Annotated in this window: 17 protein-coding genes; 15 read left to right on the top strand and 2 right to left on the bottom strand. The window is 74.8% G+C overall.

The features are described from left to right. Window positions 1–39: 39 nt before the first annotated feature. Window positions 40–738: a DUF998 domain-containing protein gene (locus J3R08_RS12135; protein WP_069087702.1), complete on the bottom strand. Its 699-nt coding sequence runs from the start codon at window positions 736–738 to the stop codon at window positions 40–42. Between the two features lie 149 nt (window positions 739–887). Here J3R08_RS12135 and aspS point away from each other — a divergent pair, with 149 nt between their 5' ends. The 4 genes from aspS to J3R08_RS12155 all read left to right on the top strand — a co-directional run bounded on the left by aspS (window position 888) and on the right by J3R08_RS12155 (window position 5,653). Next, window positions 888–2,693: an aspartate--tRNA ligase gene (gene aspS, locus J3R08_RS12140; protein WP_209964178.1), complete on the top strand. Its 1,806-nt coding sequence runs from the start codon at window positions 888–890 to the stop codon at window positions 2,691–2,693. Between the two features lie 68 nt (window positions 2,694–2,761). Beyond that, complete coding sequence (locus J3R08_RS12145) at window positions 2,762–3,571, top strand: sugar nucleotide-binding protein (RefSeq protein WP_113973148.1); 810 nt, start codon at window positions 2,762–2,764, stop codon at window positions 3,569–3,571. 61 nt (window positions 3,572–3,632) lie between these two features. Further along, window positions 3,633–4,244: a helix-turn-helix transcriptional regulator gene (locus J3R08_RS12150; protein WP_166456338.1), complete on the top strand. Its 612-nt coding sequence runs from the start codon at window positions 3,633–3,635 to the stop codon at window positions 4,242–4,244. Further along, on the top strand, window positions 4,241–5,653 hold the full coding sequence (locus tag J3R08_RS12155) for an MFS transporter (protein ID WP_064448518.1): 1,413 nt from the start codon (window positions 4,241–4,243) through the stop codon (window positions 5,651–5,653). The genes J3R08_RS12150 and J3R08_RS12155 overlap by 4 nt, the downstream gene beginning before the upstream one ends. Before the next feature lie 251 nt (window positions 5,654–5,904). On the opposite strand, the gene J3R08_RS12160 is transcribed toward J3R08_RS12155, so the two are convergent. After that, window positions 5,905–6,645 (bottom strand): GNAT family N-acetyltransferase, encoded by a 741-nt coding sequence (locus J3R08_RS12160; RefSeq protein WP_209961160.1) that lies wholly within the window; start codon window positions 6,643–6,645, stop codon window positions 5,905–5,907. A 132-nt stretch (window positions 6,646–6,777) separates the two neighbouring features. Between J3R08_RS12160 and J3R08_RS12165 the strand changes: the two genes are divergently transcribed. From J3R08_RS12165 to J3R08_RS12215, 11 genes are all read left to right on the top strand, one after another. Next, complete coding sequence (locus J3R08_RS12165; RefSeq protein ID WP_018785054.1) at window positions 6,778–6,990, top strand: hypothetical protein; 213 nt, start codon at window positions 6,778–6,780, stop codon at window positions 6,988–6,990. Between the two features lie 74 nt (window positions 6,991–7,064). Beyond that, complete coding sequence (locus tag J3R08_RS12170) at window positions 7,065–8,555, top strand: replication-associated recombination protein A (RefSeq protein WP_104115173.1); 1,491 nt, start codon at window positions 7,065–7,067, stop codon at window positions 8,553–8,555. Between the two features lie 2,486 nt (window positions 8,556–11,041). Beyond that, the gene (locus tag J3R08_RS12175; RefSeq protein WP_043330338.1) at window positions 11,042–11,659 is read left to right on the top strand and encodes a hypothetical protein; all 618 of its coding nucleotides are present in this window, start codon (window positions 11,042–11,044) and stop codon (window positions 11,657–11,659) included. Between the two features lie 146 nt (window positions 11,660–11,805). After that, on the top strand, window positions 11,806–12,267 hold the full coding sequence (locus tag J3R08_RS12180; RefSeq protein ID WP_043324962.1) for a DUF948 domain-containing protein: 462 nt from the start codon (window positions 11,806–11,808) through the stop codon (window positions 12,265–12,267). A 33-nt stretch (window positions 12,268–12,300) separates the two neighbouring features. Next, window positions 12,301–12,606, top strand: coding sequence for a hypothetical protein (locus J3R08_RS12185; protein WP_013285491.1), 306 nt, complete (start codon window positions 12,301–12,303; stop codon window positions 12,604–12,606). Beyond that, window positions 12,603–15,284, top strand: a complete 2,682-nt coding sequence (gene alaS, locus J3R08_RS12190) for an alanine--tRNA ligase (protein ID WP_064448515.1) — start codon at window positions 12,603–12,605, stop codon at window positions 15,282–15,284. Before J3R08_RS12185 ends, alaS begins: the two co-directional genes overlap by 4 nt. A 126-nt stretch (window positions 15,285–15,410) precedes the next feature. Continuing rightward, complete coding sequence (gene ruvX / locus J3R08_RS12195; protein WP_043324961.1) at window positions 15,411–15,872, top strand: Holliday junction resolvase RuvX; 462 nt, start codon at window positions 15,411–15,413, stop codon at window positions 15,870–15,872. After that, complete coding sequence (gene mltG / locus J3R08_RS12200; RefSeq protein WP_043324960.1) at window positions 15,869–17,071, top strand: endolytic transglycosylase MltG; 1,203 nt, start codon at window positions 15,869–15,871, stop codon at window positions 17,069–17,071. Before ruvX ends, mltG begins: the two co-directional genes overlap by 4 nt. Beyond that, entirely contained in the window at window positions 17,071–17,883 is an 813-nt protein-coding gene (locus tag J3R08_RS12205) for a shikimate dehydrogenase (protein WP_064448514.1), read from the top strand. The genes mltG and J3R08_RS12205 overlap by 1 nt, the downstream gene beginning before the upstream one ends. A 157-nt stretch (window positions 17,884–18,040) precedes the next feature. Beyond that, entirely contained in the window at window positions 18,041–19,219 is a 1,179-nt protein-coding gene (gene aroC, locus J3R08_RS12210) for a chorismate synthase (protein WP_209964180.1), read from the top strand. A 55-nt stretch (window positions 19,220–19,274) separates the two neighbouring features. Further along, the gene (locus J3R08_RS12215) at window positions 19,275–19,784 is read left to right on the top strand and encodes a shikimate kinase (protein ID WP_043324958.1); all 510 of its coding nucleotides are present in this window, start codon (window positions 19,275–19,277) and stop codon (window positions 19,782–19,784) included. The last annotated feature ends 104 nt before the right edge of the window (window positions 19,785–19,888 follow it).

Genomic DNA, 19,888 nt, shown 5'->3' on the forward strand with positions numbered 1-19,888 from the left:
GGGCCGCCGGGCGACCGGCGGCCCGTTCCGCGTACCCGCTCAGGCGCCCGCTCCAAGACGGCCCGGGCCGATCGGCGGCCCGTCCGGGCGGGGCGGGTCCGACGGCCGGGCCGTCCAGTGCCGGTGGGCCCGCCGCGCCGACAGCACCGCCGCCAGCGGCCAGAGCGTCACCGCGAGCGCTGCCACCCGCTCGGCCAGCCCGGTCCGGGAGCCGCCGGTCACCTCCGCCACCGACCAGCCGAACAACGCCAGCAGCGCCGCCGTCACGGCCAGCGCCACCGGCCGGCGGAACGCCCACGGCGGCGTGCCGGCCGGGGAGGCGGCCACCTCGCGCGGGACTCTGCGGGGCAGCCGCAGCGCCGTCCCGGCCGGCCACAGCGACAACGCGAGCACCGCCACCGTCGCGACCACGCCGTGCGCCGGGGAGCCACCAACCTGCGGACGGGGGAACGCGACCAGCGCGACGGTGGCCACCCCGCCGACCGCGAGCAGGAAGCGGCTGGGCAGCCCGGCGGCGTGCAGCGCGGCGGCGGTGGCGGCGTAGCAGCAGCCGAGCAGCACCAGCGCGCCACCCATCAGCCACGGATCGGTCGCGCCCTCGCCGGCCAGCTCGCTGATCGTGTCCCGCACCGGGTCGTACCCCGGCCCCTGGCGGGCGCCCGCGACCGTCCAGCCCGCCACCAGCAGCGCGGGCGCGGCGGCCGCGGTGACGACGGCCCAGCTCGGTACGGCACGCACCCGGCCACGGTAGACCGCCGGACCCGGCCCGCACGGCGCTTTCGCCACCGCCGGGGCGGACCGGCTCGACGGGTGCCCGGGAGCGGGCCCGCCCGCCCTGACAGAATGCGGGGGAGCAGTGAGTGGACCAGATTGAGGAGACGCCAGCCGTGATCCGTACCCACAATGCCGGAAGCCTGCGCGCCGCGGACGCCGGCTCGACGGTGACGCTCGCCGGGTGGGTGGCCCGCCGGCGCGACCACGGCGGTGTCATCTTCGTCGACCTGCGGGACGCCTCCGGTGTCGTGCAGGTGGTCTTCCGCGAGGAGGACGCGCACGCGCTGCGCAACGAGTTCTGCGTCAAGGTCACCGGCGAGGTGACCCGCCGCCCCGAGGGCAACGAGAACCCCGACCTGCCCACCGGCGAGGTCGAGGTGACCGCGTCCGCGCTGGAGGTGCTCTCCGAGGCCGCGCCGCTGCCGCTGCCGGTGGACGACCAGATCGAGGCCGGCGACGACATCCGGCTCAAGTACCGCTACCTGGACCTGCGCCGGGGCGGCCCGGCGAAGGCCATGCGGCTGCGCTCGCGGGCCAACCAGATCGCCCGTGGCGTGCTGCACGAGCGGGACTTCCTGGAGATCGAGACGCCGACGCTCACCCGCTCCACCCCGGAGGGCGCGCGCGACTTCCTGGTGCCGGTGCGGCTGCAGCCGGGCAGCTGGTACGCGCTGCCGCAGTCGCCGCAGCTGTTCAAGCAGCTGCTCATGGTCGGCGGCATGGAGCGGTACTACCAGATCGCCCGCTGCTACCGCGACGAGGACTTCCGTGCCGACCGGCAGCCGGAGTTCACCCAGCTCGACATCGAGATGTCGTTCGTCACCGAGGACGACGTGATCGACCTCGGCGAGGCGATCGTCTCGGCGCTGTGGAAGGACCTCGCCGGCTACGAGATCGCCCGGCCGATCCCACGCATCACCTGGCACGACGCCATGTCCCGCTACGGCTCGGACAAGCCGGACCTGCGTTACGGCGTGGAGCTGACCGAGCTGACCGAGTACCTGCGCGGCACCGAGTTCCGGGTGTTCGCCGGCGCGATCGACGCGGGCGGCTACGTGGGCGCTGTGGTCATGCCCGGCGGCGCGGCGCAGACCCGCAAGGAGCTGGACGGCTGGCAGGACTGGGCCAAGGCGCGCGGCGCGCGCGGCCTGGCGTACGTGGTGCTGGACGCCGAGACCGGCGAGCCGCGCGGCCCGGTGGCGAAGAACCTGTCCGAGGCGCACCTGTCCGGCCTGGCCGACGCGGTCGGCGCGAAGCCCGGCGACGCGATCTTCTTCGCCGCGAGCACGAACACCCGCGAGGCGCAGGAGCTGCTCGGCGCGGCCCGGATCGAGATCGCCAAGCGGTCGAACCTGATCGACGAGAGCGCCTGGGCGTTCTGCTGGGTCGTGGACGCGCCGATGTTCGAACGCACCGACGAGGGCGGCTGGACCGCCGTGCACCACCCGTTCACCTCGCCGAACGCCGAGTGGGTGGACCGGTTCGAGGACGCGCCGGACCGGGCGCTGGCGTACGCGTACGACATCGTCTGCAACGGCAACGAGATCGGCGGCGGCTCGATCCGTATCCATCGCGGCGACGTGCAGCAGCGGGTGTTCGACCTGCTCGGCATCACCGCCGACGAGGCGCAGGACAAGTTCGGCTTCCTGCTGGAGGCGTTCAAGTACGGCGCCCCGCCGCACGGCGGCATCGCGTTCGGCTGGGACCGGGTCTGCATGCTGCTGGCCGGCGCCGACTCGATCCGCGAGGTCATCGCGTTCCCGAAGACCCGCGGCGGCTTCGACCCGCTGACCGGCGCGCCCACCCCGATCACCGGGCAGCAGCGCGCCGAGGCCGGCATCGACGCCAAGCCGAAGGCCCCGGCCGGTGCGCACGCCGGCACCGCCGGCCCGGCCGCCCCGGTGGCCGACCCCGTCTGATCCTCGCTTTCCGGAACTGGCCCGCGTCATGATGACGCGGGCCTTTTTCGATCTTCGGGGGAGACGACATGAACCTGCTCGTGGTGGGAGCCAGCGGCTTCCTCGGCGCCGAGGTGTGCCGGCAGGCGGTCGCCGCCGGGCACCGGGTCGCCGGCACGTACCACCGCGCCGCCGTCGCGGTGCCCGGCGTCGCGCCGCACCGGCTCGACGTGACCGACCGCGCCGCCGTGCGGGAGCTGCTGACCCGGGTACGCCCCGACGCGGTCGTCGCCACCCCCTACCGGTACGACGACTGGGCGGTCACGGCGGACGGGGCGGCCCACATCGCGGTAGCCGCCGCCGAGGTGGGCGCCCGGCTGGTGCACCTGTCCAGCGACGCGCTGCACGCCGGGCGGCCTGCGCCGTACGCGGACGAGGACGTGCCCACGCCGCTGCACGCGTACGGGGCGGCGAAGGCGGCGGCGGAGACGGCGGTGCGGGCGGTCGATCCGGGCGCGGCGCTGGTGCGTACCTCGCTGATCGTGGGGGAGGGCAGCAAGCAGATCCAGCTCTGCCGGGAGGCGCTCGCGGGGCGGGCCACGCTGTTCACCGACGAGCTGCGCTGCCCGGTGCACGTCGCCGACCTCGCCGGCGCGGTGCTGGAGCTGGTGCCGGGCGACTATGCCGGGCTGCTGAACGTGGCCGGGCCGGACGCGGTGAGCCGCGCCGAGCTGGGGCTGCTGGTGGCCCGGCACGACGGGGTGGATACGGGCGGGCTGCGGACGACCACGATCGCCGCCGCCGGGCTGCGCCGACCGGGCGAGGTGGTGCTGGACTCCACCCGCGCCGCGGGCCTGCTGCGGACCCGGCTGCGGGGGATCACCGAGCTGTACGGCTAGTTGCACAGATTCTTTGCAAGCATCTTGTGCATGGAAAGTGTGCACAGATATTGTGCATCTCATGGAGGAGAAGAAGCGCACCGTACGCATCGACCACCGTCAGGTCCGCGCGCTGGCCCAGCCGCTGCGCATGCGGCTGATCGGGGCGCTGCGCGTGGTGGGCCCGGCCACCGCCACCACCCTCGCCGAGGCGCTCGGCACCAACAGCGGCGCGACCAGTTACCACCTGCGCCAACTCGCCGAGGTCGGCCTCGTGGTCGAGGACCCGAGCCTCGGCACCGGCCGGCAGCGCTACTGGCGGGCCGCGCACGACGTCACCAGCTGGGAGTCCAGCGACTTCGACGACGACCCCGACTCGCGGGCGGCCATCGAGTGGGTCGAGGCGGACTACGTCCGCTTCTTCGCCGGGCACGCCGAACGCTGGTTCGCCCAGCGGCACCGGTGGTCGCCGGCCTGGCGTGACGCGTTCGGCATGGGCGACTTCTTCATGCGGATTCCGGTGGACCGCCTCAAGGCGATCCAGGAGGAGGTCTTCGCGGTCTTCGAGCGGCACCGCGACGAGACCGACCCGGACGACCCCGACGCCGAGACGGTGCAGCTCTACCTCGCCGCCCTCCCGATGGACGCGGCGTTCCCCCGGTCCACCCCGCCACCCGCCGAGGAGAAGCCGTGACCGCGCTGTCCGTACGCCAGATCCGGATCCGCTACCTCACGCTGTACGGCCTGCGCTGGCTACCGAGCGGCCTGCTCATGCCCGTGATGGTCCTGCTGATGCAGGAGCGCGGCCTCACGCTGTCCCAGATCGGCCTGGTCGCCACCGCGCAGGGCCTCGTCGTGCTGGCGCTGGAACTGCCCACCGGCGGCTTCGCCGACGCGCTCGGCCGCAAACCCGTGCTGGTCGCCGCCTGGGCCATCGGCCTCGGCTCGCTGGCGCTGATGGCGGTGGCCGACTCGTTCTGGATGTTCTTCCTGGTCTGGGCGCTGCAGGGCGTCTACCGGGCGCTCGACAGCGGCCCGATGGAATCCTGGTACGTCGACGCCACGCTCGCCGCCGACCCGAAAGCCGAGTACGAACGCGGCCTCGGCTGGGCCGGCACCGTGATCGGTGTCGCCATCGGCGCCGGCGCCCTGCTCAGCGGCGGCCTCGTCGCGCTCGGCCCGGTCGGCCCGGTCAGCGCCCTCGCGCTGCCGGTGATCGTCGCCGCCGTGCTCCAGGCCGTGTCCATCGTGGCGCTGCTCGCGCTGATGGCCGAGCGGCGGCCCGCGTCCGGCCCGGCCGCGCTGCGCGCCTCCGTGGTCGACGCGCCCCGGATGGTCGGGCAGGCCGTCGGGCTGCTGCGCCGAAACCGGGTGCTGGCGGCCCTGGTCGCCGTCGAGCTGTTCTGGGGCTTCGGCATGGTCACCTTCGAGTCGCTGCTGCCGGTACGCCTCGCCGAGGTGCTCGACGACCCGGCCCGCGCCGCGGCGCTGCTCGGCCCCGCCGGTACGGCGGCCTGGCTCGCGAACGCCGCCGGCGCCGCGCTCACCCCGTTCCTGCTGCGCCGCCTCGGCGCCGCCCCGGCCGCCGCGCTGATGCGGATCCTCCAGGGCGTCACAGTGGTCGGCATGGGCCTGCTGGCCGGGCCGGTCGGCATCCTCATCGCGTACCTGGCCTGCTACACCGTGCACGGCGCGTCGAACCCGCTGCACATGGGACTGCTGCACCGGCAGGTCGACGGGCCGTACCGCACCAGCGTGCTGTCGCTCAACTCGATGGCCGGCCAGCCGGCCGGCGCGCTCGGCGCGGTCACGCTCACCGCGCTGGCCGACGCCACGAGCGTCAGCACCGCCATGATCGTCGGCGGGGTGGTGCTCGCCGTGGCCGCGCCGCTCTACCTGCCGGCCTGGCGCGCCGCCCGCCGTACCCCCTCGGCGGTCGACGTGACGCCGGAGGTGACGGGCGGCGGCCCCGGCCACGCCGGCCTGGCGTCCGAGCCGCCCCTCGACGCGGCGGACCGTGGCGCCGCCGTCGGCGCGGACGCGGCTGCCGTCACTGGCGGGCCCGGGCCGGTGGTCGTGCCGGCGTCACCCGGCCGCGACTGAGTCCTGCGGGCGTCGCCCGGCAGTGGTTGGGCCGTCCCGGCGTCCCGGCGTCCCGACGGCGGGCGTCGCCCGGCGGCGGCCGAGTGGTGCCGGCGTTGTCGGCAGCAACGTTCCCGGCATCGCCGTGCGGGTCACCGCCCCGCGGGTGGAACGTCATGGGTGTCTCGGCTCCCGTTTGACACCCATGACGTTCCACTCACCGGTTCGACGCGCCCACTTCCGATCGCAGCCCTGGCCGGGTGCCGGCAGCGTCAGGCCAGCTTGATCGAGGTGCGGCGTTCGGTGGCGGTGAAGCCGAGCCGCCGGTAGAGCCGGATCGCGCCCAGGTTGTCCGGGTAGACGCCCAGCGCCACCGTGTCGTACCGGGCGAACAGGGCGTCAGTCATGCCGGCGGTCAGCGCCGCGCCCAGCCCCCGGCCGCGAAGCCCGGGCGCGACGGTCAACCCGGCCAGGAAGCCGATGTCGGCGCGGCTGCGATCCGCGCCGCAGGCGAGCAGGCGGTCCCCGTCGCGGATCCCGTACCAGTCGACGATGCCCGGCTCGCCCGGCCGGGAGGTGGTGCTCGGAAACGCCTCCTCGATCAGCGCGGTCAGGGCGGGGTGGTCGGCAGCGGTGAGCCGCTCCACCCGCTCCTGCTCCGGCTGGTGCGGCGGCGGCGCGGTGGTCCAGAGGAAGTCCCACTCGATCAGCCGGGCCACCGGCAGCCGCGCGGCCACCTCGTCCGGGTCGGCGTGGGGCAGGTTGATCGACTGACCGGCTCGCAGCGTCCCGTCCGCCCGGTGGGCGGCGAAGACGTCGATCGCCGGGCCGGGGGCGCCGACCGCCCCGCCGGCCGACCACTCGCCCGGCGGGAGCAGCCACCCGACCGCGCCGCCGTGCCGCCATCCGCGTACGGCCTGGTCGTCCCGCAGCGCGTGCCGGGCGTACGGGTGGTCGCCGGCCGCGGCGAGCAGCGCCCCGCGCCCGGTCAGCGCCTCGTCGACAGTGATCATTGCGCCAGCCTACGAGCACCCGCAGCCCGTATCGGAGGACGGCCATCTCCTGTTCCAGGGTGGAGATTGACGAACAGACCGATTGGGTACATCCGTCGCCGACCTGCTGGGAACCCCCACCGGAGGAACGACATGCTCGCCATTCTCGCGGCCATCGTGTTCGGTTTCGCGCTGCTGCTCGACTTCATGAACACCGACCTCGGCGCGCCCGATCTGTTCAGCACCTCGACGCTCATGCTCATCGGCTTCCTGCTGCTCTCGCTCTACCTGGCCGGCGTCGGCTCCGGCCCGCGCGGCGGCGGTGGCGGCCGCTGGTACCGGGGCCGGCGGCCGGGTCGCGGCTGACCGGAAACGACCACCCGGGTCGGGTCGGCGGCGCGATTCCGGCGCCGTCGGCCCGGCCCGGTACTGTTCTCGTGATGGAATCGGACGCCCTCTTCACCCTCGGCGAGCCCGCCGGAGCACCCGCGGGCGCGGGCGGCGCCGACGGCTTCACCGACGCCCGGGCGGACTCGCCCCTGCCGGTGCGGATGCGGCCGGCCGGCATCGACGAGCTGGTCGGGCAGGAGCACCTGCTCGCACCGGGCGCGCCGCTGCGTCAGCTGGTCGAGGGCGCGGCGCCGATGTCGGTCATCCTCTGGGGGCCGCCGGGCAGCGGCAAGACCACGATCGCGCATCTCGTGGCCCGGGCCACCGACCGGCGGTTCGTGGCGATGTCCGCGCTGACCGCCGGCGTGAAGGACGTCCGCGCGGTGATCGAGACCGCGCGGCGGCAGCGGCGTTCCGGCGGCCCGCCGACGGTGCTGTTCATCGACGAGGTGCACCGGTTCAGCAAGACCCAGCAGGACTCGCTTCTCGCCGCCGTCGAGGACCGTACTGTCACGCTGCTGGCGGCGACCACGGAGAACCCGTACTTCTCGGTCATCTCGCCCTTGTTGTCGCGGTGCGTGCTGCTCACCCTTCAGGCCCTCGACGACGACGACGTACGCGGGCTGCTGCGCCGCGCGGTCGCCGACGAGCGCGGCCTCGGCGGCGCGCTGGTGCTGGCCGAGGAGGCGGAGGACCACCTGGTCCGGCTCGCCGGGGGCGACGTACGCAAGGCGCTCACCGCGCTGGAGGCGGCGGCGGCCACCGCGACCGCGCTCGGCGCCGGCCGGATCGACCTGGCCGTGGCGGAGCAGGCGGTCGACGTGGCGGCGGTGCGCTACGACCGCGACGGCGACGCGCACTACGACGTGACCAGCGCGTTCATCAAGAGCATGCGCGGCTCCGACGTGGACGCGGCGCTGCACTGGCTGGCCCGGATGCTGGTGGCCGGCGAGGACGCCCGGTTCATCGCCCGCCGGCTGGTGATCTTCGCCAGCGAGGACGTCGGCATGGCCGATCCCACCGCGCTGACGGTGGCCACCGCCGCCGCCCACGCGGTCGAGTACGTGGGCCTGCCGGAGGCGCAGCTCAACCTGGCCCAGGCGGTCATCCACCTGGCCACCGCGCCGAAGTCGAACTCGGCCACCGCCGCGATCGGCGCCGCTGTCGCCGACGTACGCGCCGGTCGTGGCGGCCCGGTGCCGCGCGGGCTGCGCGACGCCCACTACTCCGGCGCGCGCGGACTCGGGCACGGGGCCGGCTACCGCTACCCGCACGACGACCACCGGGGGGTGGTCACCCAGCAGTACGCTCCGGACGACCTCGTCGGGACCGACTACTACCAGCCCAGTGGGCACGGCGCGGAGCGGGCGGTGGCCACCCGGCTGCCGCTGCTGCGCCGGATCGTCCGTGGGCTGCCGGCACCGGCGACCCGGGCGGAGGCCGGCGCCCCGGCCGCCGTGAACGGGGCCCGGGTGGGTGGCGGCGAGCAGGCCAGCGGGGCGAGTGAGGGCGGCAGCGACGCCGCCGAGGGGGGTCAGTAGTGATGGCGCGTGGTCCGGAGCGGCCGGCGGACGGCCCCGACGAGCGGCGCGATCCGCGGGCCAAGGGCCGCCGGTGGGGACGCGGCCGGGCCGAGCCCGAGCTCGACCCGACCGTCGTCGGCGAGGAACTCGGCTGGATCGACGATCTGCGTACCGCCAAGCAGCAGGGCGGCGAACTCGGACCGGAGGGGGATTCCTCCGCGCCCGCGCCGGGCCGGCCGGGAGCAGCACCGGGCCCGGCCGCCGGGCCCGGCATGCCTCCGCCCGCCGCCGGGCCGGGGATGCCCGCCCGGTCCGCTCCGCGGCCCCCGGCGCCGGGCCCGCAACCACCCGGCCGGCCGGGTCCGCAGCCGCCCGCGTCCGGTCACCCGGGCCCGCAGCCGCCCGCGTCCGGTCACCCGGGTCCGCAGCCACCCGTCTCCGGTCGGCCCGGCCCGGCGGCGCCTCCGTCGTCCGCCCGGCCCGGTCCGTCGTCTCCCGCCGCCCCGCCCCCCGGCCGTCCCCAACCGGCCGGGCCGGTGCCGGACGGCCGCACCGACCCGACGCAACCGCCCGTTTCCGGTCGTGGCGGCCCGGCGTCCCCGCCGGGCGTGGGCCGCGGAGGACCGGCCGGGCCCGGTCACGTCCGGCCCGGCGCGGACGTACCACCTGTCGCCGGGCGTTCCGCAGCGGACGCGGGCGCCGCCCGGCCCGGTCCGGAGATGCCACCCGGCCGCCCGGCTGACGCGCCGCCCCCGATGCCCGGCGGCCGGCCCGGTCCGCGTCCTCCGGTGACCCGGCGCGGTCCCGACCAGCTCGGCCCGGCCGCGCCGCCGGTGCGCCCCGGCGGTCCCGAGGCCGGCGCGCCGCGCCCGCCCGTCGACGGTCCCTGGCCCGGCGTGCCCGAGGCCCGTCGTCCGGCGGGAGCACCCGCCCGCCGGGGCGCGGACGGCCCCACTGGCCAGCAGCCGCCGGTCACCGGCGTCTCGCCGCCGCCCGGCGCGCCCGCCGGGCCGCCACCCGGCCGGGTACCCGCCGAGCCGGGCCGCCCGCCCGTCGACGGCGAGCACCGGCCCCCGACACCGCGCGGCCGGCACGGCGCCGGCGTGCCGGAGGGCGCGCACCAGGCCGCGGCCAACCCGCCCGTCACCTCGCCGCCCGGCGGCCGCCGGGCCCGGCCCGACGACACCGCCGGCGTCCAGCCGGTCTCCGGCGGGCCCCGTCGCGCGCGACCGGACGACGTAGCGCCCGGCGTCCGGCCCGTGTCGGGCGCGGGCCGTCGTGCCCGGCCGGACGACGTTCCGCCCGGCACCCGCCCCGTCTCCGGCGCCGGTCGCCGCGCCGCGCCGGAGGGCGTCGTGCCCCCGGCGGGTGGCCGCCGGGCCGCCCCGGAACCGGACCGCCCGCCGGTGGTGCCGCGCAGCGGAAACGCGCCGGACCTGCCCGGCGCGCCCGTGTCCGGCGGCCCGGCGAACGCGCCGCGCCGCGCCGCGCCGGGTGGCCGGAGGGCCGCTCCCGACGGGCCGGCCGAACCCGGCGCCGCGGCCGAGGCGGCGCGGCCCGGACGTCGCGCGGCGCCTGACGACACCGGCGACCCGCGCCCGCAGCGGCCGGGCGAATGGTTGCGGCAGGCCGGTCGCGCGCCACACACCGACCCCGCCATGCCGGTGACCCGCCGCCCGGCCGACGAGCCGACCGGCCGTACCGGCGCCGCCGTCCCACCGGTCCGCCCCGAACCGGCCGATCCGGGTACGCCGTCGCGGCGGCCCGGTCCGACCGGGCCGGGTGGGCCGGCGCGTGGCGCGGCGGCAGGCCCTCCGGCTGCACCGGTCCGGCCCGATCAGTCCGGCCCGATCGCGCCCCCGGCGGGTCCTCCGATGCCCGCCCCGGCCGCGAACCCCGCCCGTCCCGGCCCGGCCCGGGGCGCCGCCCGTCCCGGCGTACCACCCGGTGGCGGCCCGCAGAGCGACGTCGAGCGCACGGGTGGTGTGCCGATCGGTGGTGGCCGTCCCGGTGGTGGCCCGCCGCGTCCGGCCGGTCCGCCCGGCGGCGACGGTGGCCGTATCGGTCCCGGCCCGCATCCGCCCCGGCAGGGGCCCGGCGGGTCCGGCCCGGTCCGGCCCGGTGAGACCCCTCCGCCCGGTGGCACACCCCGTCCACCGGTGGCGCCCGGCGCCCGGGGCGCGGCCGCCGGACCGGCGCCTGCCGCCCGCGCGGCGGCCGGTGTGGCGCGACCGGTCGGACCGGACGAGCGGACCACCGGACGGGCGACCGGCCCCGGACCGGAGCCGGACCGCAGCGGACCGGGCAACCCGGCCGGCATGGCACCGCCTCCGGGCGCTCCGGCGGTGGCGCGGGCGGCTGCTGTCGTACCCCCGGGGGAGGCTGCCGGGCCACGGCCCGGCGCGGACGGCATGCCCGCGCCGCGACCCGCCGGTCCCGGCGTGGACGAGACCGACGCGGAGGCCGGTGGCCTGCGCGGCGCCCGGTCCGAGCTGCGGCGGCAGATGCGCGAGCGGCGCCGCCTGCGGATGGGTGTCCTCGCGCTGGTGAGCCTCCTGCTGCTGGGCGCGGTACCGCTCTACTTCGGCATGCGGACGCTCAGCCGCGATCCGGTCTTCGACACCCTCGACGCGCTCGACGTGCCCGCCTGGGCCGAGAAGAAGACAGTCGACAACGTCAGCGGCAGCCGCTGGTGCCTGCAGGACTGCCGGCTGCGGGAACGCGCGGTCGAGTCGGAGCAGGGATGGGAGCAGACGGTCGCCGTCTACGAGCAGGCGCTGGCCAAGGACGGCTGGCGGCGGTGGAGCGTCGAACGCTGCCCGGAGGAGAAGGTCGAGGGCAGCTACACCTGCTGGCGTCGCGACGAACTCACGCTTGACCTGTGGGTACGCGACCCGGCCTGCACGCCGCCGCCGATCGACGGTGCGCCCGCGCCCTCCGCGCCGGCCGCGCCCGCAGCGGCGACGTGCACCGGCTCGTTGGTGTCGGTGAAGGTGCGCAACGCGATCGACGACGAGCGCACCGGGCCGACGCCGACCACCGATCCGTCACTCACCGGTGAGGATCCGTTCCCGACGCTGACCGACGACCCGCTGGGCGAGGCGACTCCCTCACCGTCGTGAGCCGACTTTCATCACGGACGGTAGGGTCTGGGGCTGGCACGCCCGTCCGCGCCCGGTGACCGGGTCGGCGTGGCGCGAAGTGGGTAGGTACGGTCGCGCGTTCCGGGGCGTCGGGTTCCGGGACACTGCTTGAGGAGGACGTGCGCGTGAACGGTAGCGAGGTCGCTTGGCTGGTCCTGGCCGGCGCGTTCCTGATGCTGGTGCTCGTGCTGGCGGTGCCGATCCTGCGGCTGCGGCACACCGTGGACGCGACGACCCGCATGATCAACGAGCTCAACGACCGCACCGCGCCGCTGCTCGGGGACGTGAACACCACGGTGAAGAACGTCAACGTGGCGCTGGAGCAGGTGCAGACCTCGCTGGACGGGGTGAACCTGCAGCTCGCCAAGGTGGACACCATGACCAGCCACGCGCAGAACGTCACCGCGAACGTGGCGAACCTGGCCACCGTGGTCTCGGCCGCCGCCGCGAATCCGCTGGTGAAGGTGGCCGCGTTCGGGTACGGCGTGCGCCGCGCCGCCTCCGCGCGCCGGCACGCCGAGACCGAGCGCGAGGTGCGCGACACCATCAAGCAGCAGCGTCGCGCCGCCAAGCGCGGCAACCGCTGACACCCCGACCGGCGTACGCGGGAGGATGAGAGCATGAGGCGGTTGTTCTGGCTGGGCATCGGGCTGGCCGTGGGCGTCCTGGTGGTGCGCAAGGCCACCCGGACCGCGCAGGCGTACACCCCGGCCGGCATCGCCAGCGGGCTGTCCGAGTCCGCCGGCGGTCTGGTCGAGTCGCTGCGGGCGTTCGTGGACGACGTCCGGGTCGGCATGGCCGAGCGTGAGCAGGAGATCCACGAGGCCTTCGCCCGCGGCGAGGTGTACGACGACCAGTTCGCCGAGCTGCGGGAGGACCCGCGGATCGGCGACCGAGAGATTTTCCCGGAGGACCACCAGCGATGAAGACGGCGGAGATCAAGCGGCGGTTCCTCGCCCACTTCGAGGCGAACGGGCACACCGTGGTTCCGTCCGCTCCGCTGCCCGCCATCAGCGACCCGAACCTGCTGTTCATCAACGCGGGCATGGTGCAGTTCGTGCCCTACTTCCTGGGCCAGCAGACCCCGCCGTACGCGCGGGCGACGAGCGTGCAGAAGTGCATCCGTACGCCTGACATCGACGAGGTCGGCAAGACCAGCCGGCACGGCACGTTCTTCCAGATGAACGGCAACTTCTCCTTCGGTGACTACTTCAAGTCCGGGGCGATCCCGCTCGCCTGGGACCTGGCGACGAAGTCGGTCGAGGCGGGCGGTTTCGGGCTGGACCCGGAGCGGATCTGGGCCACGGTCTACCTGGACGACGACGAGGCGTACGACATCTGGCGCGCCACCGGCGTGCCGGCCGAGCGGATCGTGCGCCGCGGCAAGGCCGACAACTTCTGGTCGATGGGCATCCCCGGCCCGTGCGGCCCGTGCTCCGAGCTGTACTACGACCGCGGCCCGGCCTACGGCCGCGAGGGCGGTCCGGAGGTCGACGAGGACCGTTACCTGGAGTTCTGGAACCTCGTCTTCATGCAGTTCGAGCGCGGCCCGGGCACCGGCAAGGAGGACTTCCCGATCCTCGGTGACCTGCCGGCGAAGAACATCGACACCGGCATGGGCCTGGAGCGGATGGCCTCGCTGCTGCAGGGCGTGGACAACCTCTACGAGATCGACGAGGTCCGCCCGATCCTCGACAAGGCCGCCGAGCTGACCGGCAAGCGCTACGGCGTGCACTCCGGTCACGCGGCGAACGAGTCGCACCCGGACGACGTACGGCTGCGGGTCATCGCCGACCACGTGCGCACCTCGCTGATGCTCATCGGCGACGGCGTGACCCCGTCGAACGAGGGCCGGGGCTACGTGCTGCGCCGGATCATGCGGCGGGCGATCCGGGCGGTGCGGCTGCTGGGCTACCAGGACCGGGCGCTGCCGGAGCTGCTGCCGGTGGCCCGCGACTGCATGGCGCCGTCGTACCCGGAGCTGGCCGAGGACTTCGGCCGGATCTCCCAGTACGCGTACGCCGAGGAGGACGCGTTCCTGGCCACGCTGCGCGCCGGCACCACGATCCTGGACACCGCGATCGCGGAGACCAAGTCGGCCGGCAAGGCGGCGCTCTCCGGTGACAAGGCGTTCCAGCTGCACGACACGTACGGCTTCCCGATCGACCTGACCCTGGAGATCGCGGCCGAGCAGGGGCTGCAGGTCGACGCGGAGGGCTTCCGCCGGCTGATGGCCGACCAGCGCAGCCGGGCCAAGGCCGACGCGCAGGCGCGCAAGACCGGGCACACCGACGTGTCGGCGTACCGGTCGGTGCTCGACGGCGGCGGGCCGGTGGAGTTCACCGGCTACACCGAGCTGAGCCGTGAGTCGCGGGTCCGCGCGCTGCTGTCCGGTGGCGCCGCGATCTCCGCCGCGGTCGAGGGCGACACGATCGAGCTGGTGCTCGACACCACCCCGTTCTACGCCGAGGGCGGCGGGCAGCAGCCCGACCAGGGGCTCATCACCGTCGGCGGCGGCCAGGTCGAGGTCTTCGACGTGCAGCAGCCGGTGCCCGGCCTGATCGTGCACCGGGCCAAGGTGGTGCGCGGCGAGGTGCGCTCCGGGGAGACCGGGTACGCCGAGATCGACGTGTCCCGCCGCCGGGCGATCTCCCGCTCGCACACCGCGACGCACCTGGTGCACCAGACGATGCGCAACTTCCTCGGCGAGTCGGCCACCCAGGCGGGTTCGCTGAACGCGCCGGGCCGGCTGCGGTTCGACTTCAACACCCCGACGGGTGTGGCGCCGAGCGTGCTGCACGACGTGGAGCAGCAGGTCAACGAGGTGCTGCTGGCCGACCTGGAAGTGCACGCGTTCGTCACCAGCCAGGAGGAGGCGCGCCGGATCGGGGCGATGGCCCTGTTCGGCGAGAAGTACGGCGAGCGGGTCCGGGTCGTCGAGGTCGGCGACTACGCCCGGGAGTTGTGCGGCGGCACGCACGTGGCCCGCTCTGCCCAGCTCGGCCTGGTGAAGATCCTCTCCGAGGCGTCGGTGGGCTCCGGGGTACGCCGGATCGAGGCGCTCGTCGGCATGGACGCGTTCGGCTTCCTGGCCCGCGAGCACCTGCTGGTGTCCCGGCTGGCGGAGCTGTTCCGGGTGCCGGGGGAGCAGGTCGCCGACCGGGTGGAGCAGACCGTCACCCAGCTTCGCGACGCGGAGAAGGAGCTGGAGAAGCTGCGCGCCCAGCTCGTGCTCGGCGGGGCCGGCGCCCTGGCCGCGCAGGCCAAGGACGTGCGCGGCGTCGCGTACGTCGGCACCGAGGCGCCGGAGGGCGCGGCTGCGAACGACGTGCGGACCCTCGCCCAGGAGATCCGGGGCCGGATCGACCCGGCCCGCCCGGCGGTGGTCGCGGTGGCGGCCCGGGCCAACGGCAAGGCGTCCCTGGTGGTGGCCGTCAACCAGGCCGCCCGGGGGCGGAGCCTGAGCGCGAAGGACCTCGTGAAGGCGGCGTTCTCCGGCCGGGGCGGCGGCAGCGACGACCTGGCCCAGGGCGGCGGCCTGCCCGCGGCGGAGGCGCCGAACCTGCTGGTCACCGTCGAGCAGGCGGTCGCCGGTACGGCATGAGTGAACGCACCGAGCGGAGCGAGGGCCGTGAGCGCATGCCTGGCGATACGGCATGAGCGCACCGATCGACGCCAGGGCGGACCACCCGGTCCGCCCTGGCCCGTACCGGCGGGGAGGTGTCCGATAGTGGCCGAGCTGTCCCGTGGCGTCCGGCTGGGCGTCGACGTGGGCCAGGTCCGGGTGGGTGTGGCCCGATGTGATCCGCACGGCATCCTCGCCACGCCCCTGGTCACGTTGGCCCGCGACCTGACCGCCGAACCGGACGCGGTGCCCGCCGACATGGCCGAGCTGGTCCGGCTCGCCGCCGAGCACGAGGCGGTGGGAATCGTCGTCGGGCTACCGGTCAACCTCGCCGGAAAGCACGGCCCCGCAGCGGTGAACGTATCAGCCTATGCCAGCCGATTGGCTGATGTAATGAGGCCGATTCCGGTGACGCTGACGGACGAGAGGATGTCTACCGTCGTCGCGAGTCGTAGGCTGGCCGAACGGGGCGTCCGGGGAAAGCGCCAACGGGCGGTGGTCGACCAGGCCGCCGCGGTGGAGATTCTGCAGAGCTGGCTGGACGCACAGCGGAGGCGGACGCAATGATCGACGACCTTGATCTGGGCTTCGACGAGCAGGACAGGGGGGAGAAGGGCCGGCACCGGCGCGGCGCGGTACGCCGACGGCAGGGCAAGTCCGGCGGCGGCCGGGGCAAGACCCTGCTCGCCCTCGCGCTCGCGCTGATCCTGCTGGGCGGCATCGGCGGCGGCGCGTTCTACGGCTTCGACCGGGTCCAGAACTACTTCGTCACCCCCGACTACGACGGCTCCGGCACCGGCGAGGTGACCGTCGAGATCAAGCAGGGCGCGCTGCTCGCCGACATGGCCGACGCGCTCGTCGCCGCCGACGTGGTGAAGAGCACCAAGGCGTTCATCGAGGCCGCCGAGGAGAACTCGCGCAGCAAGAACATCCAGCCCGGCACGTACAAGCTGCGCAAGCAGATGAGCGGCGACGCGGCGGTCGCGGCGATGCTGGACCTGAAGAACCGGATCGTGAACGGGATCACCATTCCCGAGGGGCTCACCGCGAAGACGGTCTACAAGCGGCTCTCCGAGAAGACCGACATCCCGGTCAAGGACTTCGAGGCGGCGGCGAAGGATCCGGAGGCGCTCGGCGTACCGGACTGGTGGTTCAAGCGCTCCGACGGCAAGAAGGTCAAGCCGTCGATCGAGGGCTTCCTGTTCCCCGACACCTACGAGATCCCGCCGAAGGCCACCGCCGAGACGGTGCTCAAGCTGATGGTGAACAACTTCCTCACCGTCACCTCGAACATGCAGTACGCCGAGAAGGTGCAGCAGGACCGCGGTGGCATCACCCCGTACGAGGCGCTGATCGTCGCCTCGCTCGCGCAGGCCGAGGCCGGCAACAAGGTCGACCTGGGCAAGGTCGCTCAGGTCGCCTACAACCGGGTCTACAAGGGCAACTTCGACTGCGGCTGTCTGGAGATGGACGTCACCGTCAACTACTACCTGGAGTTGACCGGGCGGCCGACCAAGGCGTCGAAGGACATGACCGCCGCCGAGCTGGACGACCCGAAGAACCCGTACAACCGCAAGCTGCGCGGCCTGATCCCCACCCCGATCAACAACCCGGGCAAGGACGCCCTGCAGGGCGCGCTCAGCCCGCCGCCGGGCAAGTGGCTCTTCTTCGTGGCGATCAGCAAGGACGGGCGCTCCGCGTTCGCCGAGACCTACGCCGAGCACCAACGCAACGAGCAGAAGGCGCGCGAGGCCGGGATCATCTGATGGCCGATCCCCGCCGCGCCGCGGTGGTCGGCAAGCCGATCGCCCACTCGCTCTCCCCGGTGATCCACACCGCCGGGTACGCGGCGGCCGGGCTGAGCGGCTGGTCGTACACCCAGATCGAAGCCGGCGCCGACGACCTGCCCGGCCTGGTCGCGGGCCTCGGCCCGGAATGGGCCGGGCTGTCGGTGACCATGCCGGGCAAGGAGGCGGCGCTCGCGCTGGCCGACGAGGTCTCACCGGCCGCCGCCGCCGTCGGCGCCGCCAACACGCTGGTACGACGCGCCGACGGCACCTGGTACGCGGACAACACCGACGTCACCGGCATGGTCGAGGTGCTCACCGGCGCGGGCTGCGTCGCCGGGGCGGTCGTCACCGTGCTCGGCGCCGGTGGCACCGCCCGGGCGGCCATCGCGGCGGCAGCCCGGATCGGGGCGGCCGAGGTGACTGTGGTGGCCCGCCGCCCGGAGGCGGTCGACGAGCTGCGCCCGGTCGCGGCGGCGGCCGGCGTGCCGCTGGCCGGGGCCGAGTGGGACGGCGCGCCCGCGCACGCCCGCGCCGACCTGGTGATCTCCACGGTGCCGAAGGGCGTGGCCGACCCGCTCGCCGACAACTTCGACTGGCGACCGGAGTCGGTCTTCTTCGACGTCGTCTACGATCCGTGGCCCACGCCGCTCGCGGCGGCGGCGCTGACAGCCGGGTGCCGGGTGGTCTCCGGGCTGGACCTGCTGCTGGCCCAGGCGTACGGCCAGTTCGAGCACTTCACCGGCGTCACCGCCCCACGCGCCGCGATGCGCGCTGCCCTGCCGGTGTAAGGAAGGGCCCCTTATTAACTCCTCCGGTAGAGGAAGGGCCCCTTGTTAACGCCTCGCCCCACGAGGCGGCAGATCGGCGCGGAGGCGGCCTGTCCGGTGGGCGGGATGCGCCGGGCGGCGTACGCCGGTGACCACCGGGCGTGACACACTGACCGTCGTGTTGCGCTGGCTGACTGCAGGTGAATCGCACGGACCCGCCCTCGTCGCGATGCTGGAGGGCGTACCCGCCGGCATCGAGGTGACCACGGCGGAGATCTCCGGCGAGCTGGCCCGGCGCCGGCTCGGCTACGGCCGGGGTGCCCGGATGTCGTTCGAGCAGGACGAGGTCGAGATCATCGGCGGGCTCCGGCACGGCGTGACGCTCGGCAGCCCGGTCGCGATCCGGGTCGGCAACTCCGAGTGGCCCAAGTGGCGCACCGTGATGGCCGCCGACCCGGTCGACCCGGAGGAGCTGGCGAGCCAGGCCCGCAACGCGCCGCTGACCCGTCCCCGCCCGGGTCACGCCGACCTGGCCGGCATGCAGAAGTACGGGCACACCGACGCCCGGCCGATCCTGGAGCGCGCCAGCGCCCGGGAGACCGCCGCCCGGGTCGCGGTGGGCACCGTCGCCAAGGCGCTGGTGCGTCAGGCGCTCGGCGTCGAGATCGTCTCCCACGTGGTCGAGCTGGGCCCGGTGGCGGTCAAGCCAGGCCTGCGGCCCACCCCGGAGGACGCCGCCCGCATCGACGCCGACCCGCTGCGCTGCCTCGACGCCGAGGCCAGCGCCCGGATGGTCGCCGAGGTCGACGCCGCGAAGAAGGCCGCCGACACGCTCGGTGGCGTGGTCGAGGTGCTCGCGTACGGGGTGCCGCCGGGCCTGGGCAGCCACGTGCAGTGGGACCGCAAGCTCGACGCGCGCCTCGCCACCGCGCTCATGTCGATCCAGGCGATCAAGGGCGTGGAGATCGGCGACGGCTGGCAGCAGGCCCGCTCGCGCGGCTCGGAGGCGCACGACGAGATCGTGCCCACCGCCACCGGCGTGCGGCGGATCACCGACCGGGCCGGTGGCCTGGAGGGTGGCATCACCACCGGTGAGCCGCTGCGGGTGAAGGCGGCCATGAAGCCCATCTCGTCGCTGAACCGGGCCCTGGCCACGATCGACGTGACCACGGGCGAGCCGGCCACCGCGATCAACCAGCGCTCCGACGTGTGCGCGGTGCCGGCGGCTGCGGTGGTGGCCGAGGCGATGGTCGCGCTCGTGCTGGCCGAGGCGGCGGTGGAGAAGTTCGGCGGCGACTCGGTCGCCGAGATGCGCCGCAACCTGACCGGTTACCTCGACAGCTTGGTGATCCGGTGAGCGCGAGGAACGCAGCGCAGCGGAGTCCCGCAGTCGCGAACGAGAGGTGGCAACGATGAGCACCCGGCCGATCTGCGTGCTGGTCGGTGCGCCCGGTGCCGGCAAGACCACTGTCGGCACGGCGCTGGCCGAGGCGCTCGGCGTCGACTTCCGGGACACCGACGCCGACATCGAGAACCTCGCCGGCAAGCCCATTCCGGAGATCTTCGTGGACGAGGGGGAGGAGCACTTCCGTACCCTCGAACGGGCCGCCGTGGCGGCGGCGCTCGCGTCGCACGCGGGCGTGCTCGCGATCGGCGGCGGCGCGGTGCTGGCCGAGGAGAACCGGGCCGCGCTGATCGGCCACACCGTGGTGCACCTGTCGGTGGAGCTGCCGGACGCGGTCAAGCGGGTCGGTCTGGGCGCCGGGCGTCCGTTGCTCGCGCTGAACCCGCGCGCCACGCTCAAGCATCTGATGGACCAGCGCCGCCCGCTCTACGCCGAGGTGGCGACCGCGACCGTGGTGACGGACGGGCGTACGCCGGAGGAGTTGGCTGCGGAGATCGCCGCGCTGCTCAAGCCCTGACAACCGCACTGCCGCGCCCGGCTCCCGCCCTCGGTGGAACGCGGTGGGTGTCTCCGGGGTGTCGTGGCACCCATGACGTTCCACCCGGCGTGGATGACGTTGGT

It is taken from the genome of Micromonospora sp. HB375 (genome assembly GCF_017872985.1).
Lineage (GTDB): Bacteria > Actinomycetota > Actinomycetes > Mycobacteriales > Micromonosporaceae > Micromonospora > Micromonospora chalcea.